A 13,025-nucleotide genomic window follows, 5' to 3' on the forward strand; every position below is an offset into this window, starting at 1 on the left:
TCAGCACCGGCCGACGGCGGCCCAGAACGCGGTGCGGGCGGCCTCGGGCACCGGATCCGGCTCCGGGCGCCACTCGGTGGCGTGCACCAGACCGGGGTCGACCAGCGCGAGATCGCCGAGCAGCGCCCGGAACTCCTCGACCGAGCGGTGGTTGGCCCGGTGGCTGGTCTTCCGGTACAGCCGGTCGATCTCGTCGACGCGCTCCGGGTCGTCGTAGTGGTCGGTGATGTGCGAGACGGCCAGGAAGCTGCCCGGAACGACCGCGCGGCGGTAGGCCTGCACCACCTCCGCGGGGCGCTCGTCGTCGCCGATGAAGTGCAGCACCGCGACGAGGAGCACGGCCACCGGTTCCTCGAAGTCGAGGAAGCCGCTGACGCCGGGGGCGGCGAGGACGTCCGCGGGACGGCGCAGGTCCGCCTGCGTCATCGTGGCCGCGTCCGCGTCACCGAGGATCTGCCGGGTGTGCGCCACCGCCACGGGATCGCTGTCGACGTAGGCCACGCGGGCCCGCGGGTCGCGGGCGTGCGCGATCTCGTGCACGTGACCCACCGTGGGGATCCCCGAGCCGAGGTCGAGGAACTGCCGCACGCCCCGTTCCAGGCAGAAGCGCACCGCGCGCTGCAGGAACGCCCGGTTGGCCCGCGCGCCCGGGAGCATCGCCGGTGTGATCTCCACGGCCCGTTCGGCGGCTTCCCGGTCGGCGCCGAAGTTGTGCGACCCGCCGAGGTAGTAGTCGTACATCCGCGCCGCGTTCGGCGTTTCGACGTCGATCTCGCCGAACTCCTGCTGCCCCTCCGCACCCATGCGCTCCCCTCCGTTCTTCCCGCGGAAGGGTGGCACACGGCGGGCCCGTTGCGAAGGGCTCTCCCCCGCCGCGGCGTCACACCCGCCGTTCCCGCCAGACCACGTGCGGCATGGCGAACTGCGCCACCGGTCCGATCGCCACCGCGTACAGCGCGGTGCCGACGCCGACCGTCCCGCCCAGCAGCCATCCCGCGGCCAGCACGGTGATCTCGATCAGGGTGCGGACCAGCCGGAGCGACGCACCGGTGCGCTCGGCGAGCCCGGTCATCAGTCCGTCCCTGGCACCCGGCCCGAGCCGGGCGCCGATGTAGTACGCCGTCGCGATGCCGTTGAGCACGACCCCCGCGACGAGCAGGGCGATCCGCGGCCCCAACGCGGCCACCGGCGGGATCAGCGCCAGCGCGGCGTCGGCCGCGAGGCCGACGCACACGGTGTTCGCCACCGTGCCCACGCCGATGCGCTGCCGCAGCGGGATCCACAGCACGAGGACGGCGACGCTGACGAGGATCACCGTCACCCCGAAGTTGAGCCCGAGCTTCTCGCTCAGCCCCGCGTGCAGCGCGTCCCAGGGGCCGAGCCCGAGCTGCCCGCGGATCATGAGCGCCTGGCTCGCGCCGTACAGCGCCAGCCCCGCGAACAGCTGCGGCAACCGGCGCCACGGATCGCTCGTGATCGATGCGGGGTGGAGTGAGTAGGACCTCGCTGGTCTGCGGGGAGGACGAAGCATGGGAGCATGTTGGCAAGGATTGGAATTCGATTCGAGAGCCAATATTGATATATTGGTTTTCATGGCGACTCGTGGTGTGCAGATCTCGGGCAGGCGGATCGCGGCGCTGCTCGGCGAGTGGCGGAACTCGGGGAACCGCCGCGCCGTCGACGACCTCTCGGCGGCGATCCGGTTGCAGGTGCTCGACGGCAAGCTGCCGGTGGGTACGCAGCTGCCCGCGGAACGCGAGCTGGCCGAAGCGCTGGGCGCGAGCCGGACGCTGATCAGCAGAACGCTGGACGCGCTCCGCGAGGAGGGGCTCGTGACGAGCCGCCGCGGCGCAGGCTCCTGGGTCTCCCCGCCCGCTCCCGGGCGCCCGCGGGAAGCGGCGGCCGCGGAGGAGCTGATCGACTTCGCCCGGGCGGCCCCGGAAGCGGTCCCCGGATTCGTCCCCGCCGTGGACGCGGCGCGGGCCCGGCTGCCGGAGCTGCTCGGCGGTACCGGCTACTTCGAACGTGGGGTGGGCGAACTGCGCGAGCAGCTCGCCCAGCGCTACACGGCGCGGGGGTTGCCGACGAAGCCGGCGGAGATCCTCGTCTCCTCCGGCGGGCACGCCGGCTTCGTCTGGATCCTGCACACGCTCGTGCACCCCGGGGAACGCGTCCTGACCGAGCAGCCCACCTACCCGAACGCGCTCGACGCCGTGCGGGCGCGCAACGCGATCGCGGTGCCGGCGCCGGTGCACGGCGAGGACGGGTGGATCGACGCGATCACCGCGGGACTGCGCCAGACGCGACCGTCGTTGGCCTACCTCATCCCCGACTTCCAGAACCCCACGGGGATGCGCATGGGCGCGGAGGGCCGGCAGCAGGTGGGGGAGGCCCTGGCTGCCACCGGCACGGTCGCGGTCGCCGACGAGACGATGGTCGAGTTCGACTTCAGCGGAGCCCCCGGAGAAGCCCCGTTGCCGTTGGCCGCGTACGCACCGGGGAACGTCATCGCGATCGGCTCGGCCAGCAAGTCGCACTGGGGCGGGCTGCGGCTGGGCTGGCTGCGGGCGCCGGAAAACCTGGTGGAACGGCTCCTCGCGACGAGGGCGACCGTGGACCTCGGCTCCCCCGCGCTGGAACAGCTCGTCCTCGCCGAGCTCCTCGCCCACGACGGGAACGCGATGCGCGACCGGCGCACCGAATTCGCGCGCCGCCGCGACATCCTGGTGGCGGAACTGCACCAGCACTGTCCGCAGTGGACGATCACCGCACCTCCCGGAGGGCTCTCCCTGTCGTGCGAGCTCGACGAGCCCGTGTCCACCCGGCTCGCGGTGGCGGCCGAGAACCACGGGCTCCGCCTGGTTCCGGGGTCCCGGTTCGGCGTGCACGGCGGGCTGGAGCGGGCGCTCCGGCTCCCCTTCTCGCTCCCGCCGGACACGTTGCGGCAGGCCGTCCCGCGCCTCGCGCTCGCGGCCGCCTCGATCGCCGGTGCGGGGCGGCACGGAGCGGGAAGCCCGCACGTCGTCTGACACCGCGGAGTGCGCGCGGTCGCGGCGGACCCGTCCACCAGCGGAACAGGCCTCGGTGGACAGGCCCGGTGAGCGGGCCGGTGGGCGGCCCCGTGAGGCGGCCCGGCAGGCAGGACCCGGTGGAACGGAGCGCTTCCCCCGGTGCGGGGGTCACCGAGCACCGCTTCCCACGCCTCCGGGCCGGGGGATCGCAGGTGGTCTCCGGTGTCCCCGCGGTCCTGCCGGGGAGGTGCAGCAGGTCGGGCGTCCCACGATGTGCGCCACGTCTCGACAGCGGCGCAACCGTGGGAGGCTGGGGGTGGTAGCCGCTGACCGAGGAGCTCCGATGAACCACTCCGCAGACATCGACCCGACGTTCTACCGCAGCGCGCGCGAAGCCATCTCGGGTCCGGCCGAAACCCTCGCCTACGTGGTCGGTTTCGACCGCGCGGCGCAGCAGCCGGACGCGCTGTTCGTGATCGGCACCGATCCGTCCGCGCCGGAGTACGGCCGCGTCGTCGGCCGGTCGGAGCTGCCGACGCACGGGGGCGAACTGCACCACTTCGGGTGGAACGCCTGCAGCAGTGCTCTCGCCCACGCCGGACACCACTCGGACGGACTACAACGGCGGTACCTGCTGCTCCCCGGGCTGCGCTCCTCCGACATCCACGTCTTCGACACCCGTCCGGATCCGCGGCAGCCCCGGTTGAGCCGCACCGTTCCGGCCGCCGAGCTCGCCTCGAAGGCCGGCTACTCACGGCCGCACACCCTCCACTGCGGACCGGAGGGCATCCTGCTGTCGTGCCTCGGCGCGGCCGACGGGTCCGAGGGCCCCGGCGGGATCGCCGTACTCGACCACGACACGTTCGAGGTCCTGCGCTCGTGGGAAACCGACCGCGGGCCGCAGTACCTGGCCTACGACGCGTGGTGGCACCTGAACCGGAACACGCTGATCAGCAGCGAGTGGGGGACTCCGTCGATGATCGAGGACGGCGTGGTCGCCGAACAGCTGCTCGGCAACGAGTACGGCCACGCGCTGCACTTCTGGGACCTCGCCGGAGGACGCCACGAGCAGCGCGTCGACCTGGGCGAACAGCACCAGATGGTGCTCGAGCTGCGCCCCTCGCACGACCCGGACGCCACGTGGGGTTTCGCCGGGGTCGTGATCAGCACCGAGGACCTCTCGGCCTCGGTCTGGCGCTGGTACCGCGACGGCGCGCAGTGGCGCGCCGAGAAGGTGATCACGATCCCGGCCGAACCCGCCGAGGTCGACGCCCTGCCGCCCCTGCTGCGCCCGTTCGGCGCGGTTCCACCGCTGGTGACCGACATCAACCTCTCCGTCGACGACCGGTTCCTGTACGTCTCCTGCTGGGGAACGGGCGAGCTCAAGCAGTTCGACGTCACCGATCCGGCGCATCCGCGCCAGACGGGATCGGTCCGGCTCGGCGGCATCGTCGACCGCGCCGCCCACCCGGCCGCCCCCTCCGAGCCGCTGTCCGGCGGAGCGCAGATGGTGGAGGTCAGCCGCGACGGGAGGCGGATCTACCTGACGAACTCGCTGTACGGAGCGTGGGACGACCAGTTCTACCCGGACGGCGTGGGCGCCTGGATGGCCAAGATCGACACGGACCCGGACGGCGGCGGTGGGCTCGTCCCGGACCGGCGGTTCTTCCTGCGCGGTTCGGACTTCGGTGGACTGCGGGTGCACCAGGTCCGGCTCGAGGGCGGGGACGCTTCCTCCGACTCCTACTGCTTCAGCGGGGATCCCTCCTGATTTTCTGGACTCGTTCCAGAGAGCGCAATTTTCATGAAAATTGTGAGTTATCCCCACACGGGTAGAGCACAAACCATCCCCACGCGATCGAGCGAAGGGAGGAGCGAATCACGCTGTTCGCGAGGAAATTTCGCCTTCCGTGGCACTCGTGAGCTGCTGCGTTGGAGGAGCAGCTCGGGCGGATACCTGACTCCTCCGTCAAGGAGCTCCCCCTGAAGAGTGGTGGAACATTGCGCGGGAAATGTTCCCCGAAGACCGCCGCGGCGGACGAAGCGATTGCCCCGGATGCGGCGGAGTGCTACGACCGATCCATGCTGAGCCATCGGAAACTCCGGACAGCGCCCCGTTTGCGAGCCACCGTCCTCGGCACAGCGGTGGTGTTCGCTCTGACCGCCGCATCCGGTCCGACCGCCGCATCCGGTCCGGCCGCCGCATCCGGTCCGGCCGCCGCGTCCGCCCCGATCGCCGCGTCCGGTCCTGGCGTCGCGCCCTCTCCGGTGGACACGGCCGGGACAACGGCCGCGCGCGGCCCGACCTCCGCCACCGGGTCACCGGCCACGCCCGGGCAGGCGGACGCGGCCGCTGCGCACGGGCGCTCCGAACCGGCACCGGAGGAGTTCGTCGCGCTGCGCGACGTCGCCCCGACGGTCCTCGAAGAAATCCGCTACGCCGGGCACCACAACTTCGTGGGACACCCGATCCGCGGGTACCGCCAGCCGATGTGCCTGCTCACCCGGCCTGCGGCGGAAGCACTGCACGCGGCGCAGCGGAAACTGCTGCGAAAGGGGTACACGCTCAAGGTCTACGACTGCTTCCGCCCGCAACGCGCGGTCGACCAGTTCGTCTCCTGGGCCGAACGGCTCGGCGATCAGCGGATGAAGGAGGAGTTCTACCCGCGCACGGACAAGTCGACGCTGTTCGAGGACGGCTACATCGCCGAGCGGTCCGGACACAGCCGTGGAAGCACGGTCGATCTCACCCTCGTGGAACTGCCCGCAGCTCCCCAGCGGCCGTACATCCCCGGCGAGCCGCTGAAGCCCTGCTACGCACCCGAGCACGAGCGCTTCGACGACAACAGCGTGGACATGGGCACCGGTTTCGACTGCTTCGACCCGCTCGCGCACACCGACGACCCGCGGGTGACCGACGAAGCGCGGCACAACCGGGACCTGCTGCGCAGCACGCTCGCCGCGGTCGGCATGGAGAACTACCCCAACGAGTGGTGGCACTTCACGCTGTCCGCAGAACCGTTCCCCGAGACCTACTTCGACTTCCCGGTCGCGCGCAGCTCGGTCGGAAGCTGACTCGTCCGCCGCGGACCTCGTCCTCACCGGGGGGCGCGGACGTCTCCCGAGAAATGGCCGACGTGGGTTCCAGGGGTCGCGCCGGCCCTGGCGGCAGGAGTTGCGAGGGCACGTGCCGGGCGGCCGGGACGACCCGCGGCCGGTGCGGCAGGCGTTCTGGCACGGGGTCCGAGACGGCCGGACGATCGCGGTGGCCTCGGCCACGGCCGGGGTTTCCCGGCGAGTCGGGACCGCTGGTTCCAGGAAGCTGGCGGGGTGCTGAGCGACGGGGAGCCGGCCACCACCGGCAGGTACCTGTCGTTCGAGGAACGCGAGGCGATCGCCCTGCTCGGGGTCGCGGGCGCAGCACGCGGACGACGGACGAGGGCACCCGTCACTCGTGCGCCGATGCGCCCGGGGCTCCGCAGCTGGTCCGCTGGACCAGCTGGACCGGCGTGACGATCTCCTCCGCGGGAGCGGCTTCCCCGGCTTCCTCGGCGCGCAGCACGGCCCGCCGCGCGGCCCTGCGCGCCAGGGCCGCGCTGTCCTGGCTGACGGAGGTGAGCTGCACCGTCCGCAGCGCTGCGGTGGCGGTGTTGTCGTAGCCGATGACGGAGACGTCGCCGGGCACGGCGATTCCGCCGGCGCGCAGGGTGAGCACCAGCCCGATGGCGATCATGTCGTTGTGCGCGAGGACCGCCCCCGGCAGCGCGGCCGTGCCGTCGACGTAGCTCGCGGCGATGTCGACTCCGCACTCCTCGGTGGGCCTGCCGCCGACCACGCGGACCGCGTCGCCGAGGCCGTGCCGCTCCATCGCCGCGCGGTAGGCCTCGCGGCGGGTGCCGCTCATGGCGCTGGTTCCGCCGTCGATGTAGGTCACCGACCGGTGCCCGAGGCCGACGAGGTGGTCCACCGCGTCGGTGATGCCCTGCCGGTCGTCGGAGCGCACGGAGTCGACACCGGGGGCTGAGACCTCGGAGCCGATCGCCACCACGGTGGCCTGCTCGCTCGCGGCGACCAGCTGCTGCTCGTCGAGCTCGGGGCTGATGAGCACGAGCGTGCGGCACCGGTCGCGCAGCAGGTCGTCGACGGCGCGTTCGGCCGACCGCTCGGCAGTGGTGGCGCTGAGCACCAGGTCGTAGCCGAGTTCGTCGGTGGCGCGGTAGAGCTCGTCGAGCACGTCGACGTGGAAGACCTGCCCGGCCGCGAACGTGACCCCGATCAGTTGCGGATCGCGCTGCCGCAGGTGCCGGGCGCGCTGGTCGGGGCGGTAACCGAGGCGGCGCGCGACCTCGAGGACGTGGACCCGGGTGCGCTCGGACACCCCGGACTCCCCGCGCAGCGCCACGGAGGCGGTGGACACGGCGGTTCCCGCGGCCCGCGCCACGTCGGCGATCGTCGCTCTGGTGCTCCTGCTCGTCACACGGCTCCTTCCACAGCCCCCGATTATGTCTTGACATACGGACCACTGCATCCCTAGTGTTCCGAATCACCGAAAACCGGAACGTTTCGGCCCAGTGCACAGCCTCCCACGCCACCGCGGATCGCACCGCGAGCACCACCGCCCGCAGCGCGACTCCCAGGAAGGACTGCCCCATGGCACAGCAACCCCTGTCCGTGGCCGTCATCGGCGCCGGCATGGCCGGACGCAGCCACGCCGCCGGGTACCGCCAGGTCAACACCGTCTTCGGCGACGGGCTCCCACCCGTGCGGCTCGCCGCGGTCGCCGACGCCGACGCCTCCCTCGCCCAGGACGCCGCCCGCCGCTACGGCTTCGAAAAAGCCCTGACGAGCTGGGAAGAAGTCATCGCGGACCCGTCGATCGACGCCGTGAGCATCGTCGTCGGGAACGCCCTGCACCGCCCGATCGCCGAGGCCGCCGTCCGCGCCGGCAAGCACGTGCTGTGCGAGAAACCGCTCGCCGGTTCGATGGAGGACGCCGAAGCCATGGTGACCGCCGAGGAGACCGCGGACGTGGTCACCACCGTCGGCTACACCTTCCGCCGCTCCCCCGCGATCACCGCGATCCGCGACCACGTGCGCGACGGCGAGATCGGCGCGGCGACCCTGTTCCAGGGCCGCTACTGGGCCGACTACGCAACCGCCCCGAACGGCCCGCTGACCTGGCGCTTCGCCGGCGAACCCGGCAGCGGTGCGCTCGGCGACATCGGCGCGCACCTCATCGACGTGGCCGAGTACGTCTGCGGGCCGATCACCGCCGTCTCCGGCGGGGTGCTCACCACGCAGATCCCGGAGCGGCCGCTGCCGCTGGGCAACGTGGTCGGGCACGAGGCAGCACCCGTGAGCTCGGAGACCGGCCCGGTGGAGAACGAGGACACGGCGGTGTTCACCGCGCACTTCCGCAGCGGTCTGAGCGGCTCGCTGTCGGTGTCGCGCACCGCCTTCGGGATGCCCAACGGGCTCGCCTTCGACGTGTGCGGCCGCTCCGGACGCGCCGCCTTCGACTGGCACCGTCCCGCCGAGTACACCTTCGACGACCCCCAACCGGCCTCGCGCACCCGCGGCGCGCGCCAGGTCATCGCCGGTCCGCAGCTGCCGTACTTCGCCGGCGGGTACCCGATGCAAGCGCCCGGCAACGGCGGCGGCAACGCCGAGCTGTTCGTCTACCAGGCCCGCGCGTTCCTCGACGCGGTGGCGGACGCGCCCGATCCGCTGCCCGCGTGCGCGTCGTTCGCCGACGCCCGCCGCACCATGCGCGTCATCCGCGCCGTCGTCGAATCCGCGCAGCGCAGCGGTGCTGCCGTCGACATCGCCTGAGCACCCTCACCCGCCCCGTCCACTCCACCGGAAGGATCCGCCATGCCGCTGAAGCTCGGTGCCTACACCGCCTGCCTGCACGACCGCGACCTCGACCAGGCGCTCGACGCCCTCCGGGGGCACGACCTCACCTCCGTGGAGGTGAACACCGGAGGTTTCCTGCCCGCGCCCCACTGCCCCGTGGACGCGCTGCTGGCCTCGCCCGAGGCGCGGCGCGACTACCTCGAGCGCTTCCGCTCCCGCGGAATGGAGCTCACCGGCCTCAACTGCAACGGCAACCCGCTGAGCCCGCTGCCCGGAACGGGGCCGAAGCACGCCGAGGACCTGCGCCGCACCATCCGGCTCGCCGGCGAGCTCGGCGTCGGCACGGTGGTGACCATGTCCGGCACGCCCGGTTCCGACCCGGACGCGAAGTACCCGTCGTGGGTGGTGAACCCGTGGGACGGCGCGTACATGGACGTGCTCGACTACCAGTGGGACGTGGCCGCGCGGTTCTGGGGCGACATCGCCGCGCTCGCCGCCGAGTGCGGCGTGCGGGTCGCCGTCGAGATGCACCCGCACAACCTCGTGTTCTCACCGGTGACGCTGACCCGGCTGATCGAGCTGACCGGATCCGAGCACATCGGTGCGGAGATGGACCCCTCGCACCTGATGTGGCAGGGCATGGACGTGGAGGCCTGCATCCGCCACCTCGGGTCGCGCGTGTTCCACGCCGCGGCCAAGGACGTGGCGCTCTGCCCCGGCGTCGACGTCCGCGGTGTGCTCGACACGTCGTTCGGCCGCGTCCCCGCGGACTCGCCGGACAAGGTGCCCACCGGCATCGGGACGTGGTGCAGCTCCTGGCCGGAGGATCCGGCGTGGCGGTTCGTCGCCGTGGGCGTCGGCCACGACGCCGAGTACTGGGCCGGGTTCCTGGCCGCGCTGGCCGAGGTGTCACCGGACATGCCGGTGAACATCGAGCACGAGGACGCCGCCTACGACACGGCGGAGGGGCTCGCGACCGCCGCGCGGACCCTGCACGCGGCAGCGGCGAAGCGGTGACTCCCTGCTGGTGGGCGCCCTCTCGGACGGCGGCGCCCACCAGCCCGCCAGCGGCGGGGCGGCCACCCGCCCGTTCTCCGCCTGCGGAGCTGTCCCCGCGGCGCTCCGGACGAACGACGGATCCGGCACCGCGCGGTGGTCAGCGCTCCAGGCCTGCACCGGGACGGCGTTCCCGGACCGGCCGGGCGAGCCGCAGCGCCGCACCCGACCACCTGCGCTGTGCGCGCGATCACAGCGCGGAGCTGTCACGTTTCCTCCTGCTACGGACGTCTCCCCGGTGCGACGAGTCCCCGATCGAGGCCGGCCTCGATCGGGGACTCGTCGGCAGATCCGGAGAAACTGCGCGCAGCCGCGCGAACCGAGGAGGGACGACATGGGTGAACGCGTCGACCTGGCGGGCCGCACGCCGGGGATCTACCGGGCGATGGGGGAGTTGGCGCAGCGGACGCAGGAAGCGGTCGACCCGGTGCTGCACGAGCTGGTCAAGATCCGCGCCTCGCAGATCAACAGCTGCGCGTTCTGCCTCGACATGCACACCCGCGACGCGCGGGCGGCCGGTGAGACCGAGCAGCGCCTCCACGCGTTGTGCGCGTGGCGGGAGGCGCCGTTCTTCACCGAGCGGGAGCGGGCGGCGCTGGAGCTGACCGAGGCGATCACGCTCGTGCACCGGGACCAGGTTCCCGACGATGTGTACGAGCGGGCGCGGGCGGTCCTCGACGAGGACGAGCTCGCCGCCGTGGTGTGGGGCATCGTGGCGATCAACGCGTGGAATCGCATCGCGATCACGACACGCGCCGTGCCCGGGACCGATCCGCGCGTCCCGGATGCGTGACGCTCCCGCCGGGTGACCACCGCCCGGTGGCCGGTCCGCCGGTGACCGCCGGGCGGTTCGCCCCGCCCGGTGGTCACCGCACCGGCCGGGTGGTCACGCGTGCGCCGCGCCCAGCACCGGCCGGGGAGCCGTGTGCACGCACTCGGCCACGCGGTCGACGATCAGGTTCATCTCGTAGGCGATCTCGCCCGGATCCACGTCGGCGTCGGCCAGCACGGCCAGGCACGCACCGGAGCGCGTGGACGTGACGAACAGGAAGCCGTGGTCCATCTCGACGAGGGTCTGGCGCACTCCCCCGCCTGCGAAGCGCCGGCCGGTTTCGCGGGCGACGCTCTGCAGCGTCGAGGCGAGAGCGGCCAGGTGCTCCCCGTAGGAGGCCGCCAACCCGCTCGAGGACCCGGCGAGCAGCCCGTCGAGGGACAGAGCGATGGCGTGCCAGGTTCCCGCAACGCGGTGCACCAGATCGTCCAGGAGGTACGTGAGCTCGTCGTTGCGTTCGAACATTCCCGGCCACCCCTTCAGCGTCGGTACGCACGCGGTCGTGGTGTCGAACCTGCGCGAGGTTCGACCTGTTCGGTTGTCGGCCTTGTGCGGCGGTTCCCCGCAGCGGGGCGGCCAGGTTATCGCGCCGGTGGCCGGGGCCTTCCGCGGTGCTTCCGCGAGCACCGCCGCGTGCGGGCCGGGAGCCGGTGGTCCGGCTCCCGCACCGCAGCGCTCGCTGCGGTGCGTGATAAGGCCACCGCACAGCGAGATCAACTCCTGCTCAGGCGGCCCGCACCCCGCGCGGGATCCGCGCGAACCGGACGCAGCCCACCGGGCAGGAGCACACCGCACGCGAGTTCGCAAGGGCCCGCGTCGAGTCAGATCACCGCACAATCCCACCCGTTCGAGGGACATGCTCAATCGATATCGAACCGCGGGACCGTGTCGAGGAGGAAGGAGACATCGCTTTCGGGAGGGACCTCCTCCGGTTCGGCCCCGCGCCGGAACAGCCGCGCCCCGGTCGTGCCGCCGAGCACCGCGCGCCCCTCGCGGGCCCGGACCCACGACCCCTCGCGCACGCCGAGCACCGGTACGTCGTTGTCCTCGAGGAACTCCAGCAGGCGCCGCTCCCGGGTCTCCCCCATGTGCGTGCTGTCCGGGTCGGCGTCGAGGAAGTGCGGGTTGATCTGGAACGGCACCAGCCCGGTCGCCGCGAACGACCGCGGCTGCGCGATCGGCATGTCGTTGCTGGTGCGCAGCGACGGGCAGGCCATGTTCGTGCCGGCGCTGGCCCCGAGGTAGGAGGCGCCGTGCTCGACCGCCATCCGCAGCGGTCCCACCAGCTCCTGCGCGTGCAGCGCGGTCAGCAGCCGGAACGAGTTCCCGCCACCGACGAAGACCGCTTCGGCCTCGCGCAGCGCTGCGTGCGGGTCCGCGCAGCGGTGCAGGCCGTGCACGGTCACGTCCAGGTCGACCAGGGCCTCGGCCACGCGGGTGGTGTAGGCGTCGTGCTCGCGCTGGGCGTAGGGCACGAACAGCAGGTCCTTCCGCCCGGCCAGCAGCTCGGCCACCGCGTCCAGGGCGTACTCGAGGAACCCGGAGCCGTGCTTGGCCCCGCTCGACAGCAGCAGCAGGTCCGCGGTGCCCGCGCCCTCCAATGCGGCCTCCTCCCGCAGCGCGCCCCCGCTGGCGGTGTCCTCCCGCCCCGGCGGCGTCCTCCAACAGCGCCTCGGCGATCATCCTCGCAGACCGCCCGGCCCGATCCTCCTCAGACCCGCTCGACCTCGCGCTCCCGGACGAGGCCACCGAGGGCCGTGCTGACCAGGGACACGATCAGCGCGCCCCAGAACGCGGGCCAGAAACCGCCCACGTGGAACGGCAGGGACAGCTGACCTGCGATGTAGCTGGTCAGCCAGAACAGCAGTCCGTTGACCACGAGCCCGAACAGCCCCAGGGTGAGCACGTAGAGCACGCACCCGAGCGTCTTCGCGATCGGCTTGAGCACCGCGTTGACGACGCCGAAGACCACGGCGACGGCGATGAGCGTGCCGATCTTGGCGGCGGTGCTCTCGCCCTCCAGCGTGATCCCGGGGAGCACGGTCGCGATCCAGACGGACACCGCCGTGATCAGGATGTGCAGGATGACTACCACGCTCGCTCAGCCTCCCCGTTCGACGACTCGGAACACCTCCGACGCTACCGATCGCGCACCCGCCCCTGCTCGGCGCGGCGGGCAGGCGCACCCGGGCGGGGCGCGCGGACCGCGTTTCGGGGCTCCCGCACACGTTTACTCACCGGTAGCCTGCGCGCAACGAGGCAGTCGCACC

At 72.4% G+C, this 13,025-nt stretch carries 12 protein-coding genes; 6 read left to right on the top strand and 6 right to left on the bottom strand.

What is annotated here, in order from left to right; all coding sequences use genetic code 11:
- Together ACVGV0_RS16765 and yczE are read right to left on the bottom strand one after the other, a co-directional pair.
- Positions 1-804 (bottom strand): SAM-dependent methyltransferase, encoded by an 804-nt coding sequence (locus tag ACVGV0_RS16765; RefSeq protein ID WP_459156628.1) that lies wholly within the window; start codon positions 802-804, stop codon positions 1-3.
- A gap of 76 nt (positions 805-880) precedes the next feature.
- Positions 881-1,453 carry a membrane protein YczE gene (yczE, locus tag ACVGV0_RS16770; protein ID WP_459156629.1) on the bottom strand — a complete coding sequence of 191 codons (573 nt, stop codon included), beginning with the start codon at positions 1,451-1,453 and terminating at the stop codon, positions 881-883.
- A gap of 139 nt (positions 1,454-1,592) precedes the next feature.
- Here yczE and yczR point away from each other — a divergent pair, with 139 nt between their 5' ends.
- The 3 genes from yczR to ACVGV0_RS16785 all read left to right on the top strand — a co-directional run bounded on the left by yczR (position 1,593) and on the right by ACVGV0_RS16785 (position 6,086).
- Positions 1,593-3,029, top strand: a complete 1,437-nt coding sequence (gene yczR, locus ACVGV0_RS16775) for a MocR-like transcription factor YczR (protein ID WP_459156630.1) — start codon at positions 1,593-1,595, stop codon at positions 3,027-3,029.
- 325 nt (positions 3,030-3,354) lie between these two features.
- The gene (locus tag ACVGV0_RS16780) at positions 3,355-4,782 is read left to right on the top strand and encodes a selenium-binding protein SBP56-related protein (RefSeq protein WP_459156631.1); all 1,428 of its coding nucleotides are present in this window, start codon (positions 3,355-3,357) and stop codon (positions 4,780-4,782) included.
- Positions 4,783-5,279: 497 nt separating this feature from the next.
- Positions 5,280-6,086 (top strand): M15 family metallopeptidase, encoded by an 807-nt coding sequence (locus ACVGV0_RS16785; RefSeq protein WP_459156632.1) that lies wholly within the window; start codon positions 5,280-5,282, stop codon positions 6,084-6,086.
- 373 nt (positions 6,087-6,459) lie between these two features.
- Here ACVGV0_RS16785 and ACVGV0_RS16790 read toward each other — a convergent pair whose 3' ends face one another.
- Entirely contained in the window at positions 6,460-7,488 is a 1,029-nt protein-coding gene (locus tag ACVGV0_RS16790; protein WP_459156633.1) for a LacI family DNA-binding transcriptional regulator, read from the bottom strand.
- A gap of 173 nt (positions 7,489-7,661) precedes the next feature.
- Between ACVGV0_RS16790 and ACVGV0_RS16795 the strand changes: the two genes are divergently transcribed.
- The 3 genes from ACVGV0_RS16795 to ACVGV0_RS16805 all read left to right on the top strand — a co-directional run bounded on the left by ACVGV0_RS16795 (position 7,662) and on the right by ACVGV0_RS16805 (position 10,716).
- On the top strand, positions 7,662-8,843 hold the full coding sequence (locus tag ACVGV0_RS16795) for a Gfo/Idh/MocA family protein (protein WP_459156634.1): 1,182 nt from the start codon (positions 7,662-7,664) through the stop codon (positions 8,841-8,843).
- A gap of 42 nt (positions 8,844-8,885) precedes the next feature.
- Positions 8,886-9,884 (top strand): sugar phosphate isomerase/epimerase family protein, encoded by a 999-nt coding sequence (locus ACVGV0_RS16800; protein WP_459156635.1) that lies wholly within the window; start codon positions 8,886-8,888, stop codon positions 9,882-9,884.
- Between the two features lie 373 nt (positions 9,885-10,257).
- The gene (locus tag ACVGV0_RS16805) at positions 10,258-10,716 is read left to right on the top strand and encodes a carboxymuconolactone decarboxylase family protein (protein ID WP_459156636.1); all 459 of its coding nucleotides are present in this window, start codon (positions 10,258-10,260) and stop codon (positions 10,714-10,716) included.
- Between the two features lie 93 nt (positions 10,717-10,809).
- Here ACVGV0_RS16805 and ACVGV0_RS16810 read toward each other — a convergent pair whose 3' ends face one another.
- The 3 genes from ACVGV0_RS16810 to ACVGV0_RS16820 all read right to left on the bottom strand — a co-directional run bounded on the left by ACVGV0_RS16810 (position 10,810) and on the right by ACVGV0_RS16820 (position 12,850).
- Positions 10,810-11,220: a roadblock/LC7 domain-containing protein gene (locus tag ACVGV0_RS16810; RefSeq protein WP_459156637.1), complete on the bottom strand. Its 411-nt coding sequence runs from the start codon at positions 11,218-11,220 to the stop codon at positions 10,810-10,812.
- A gap of 395 nt (positions 11,221-11,615) precedes the next feature.
- Positions 11,616-12,356 carry a dipeptidase PepE gene (gene pepE, locus ACVGV0_RS16815; RefSeq protein ID WP_459156638.1) on the bottom strand — a complete coding sequence of 247 codons (741 nt, stop codon included), beginning with the start codon at positions 12,354-12,356 and terminating at the stop codon, positions 11,616-11,618.
- 110 nt (positions 12,357-12,466) lie between these two features.
- On the bottom strand, positions 12,467-12,850 hold the full coding sequence (locus ACVGV0_RS16820) for a phage holin family protein (protein WP_459156639.1): 384 nt from the start codon (positions 12,848-12,850) through the stop codon (positions 12,467-12,469).
- Between the last annotated feature and the right edge of the window lie 175 nt (positions 12,851-13,025).

The organism is Salinifilum ghardaiensis, assembly GCF_054491345.1.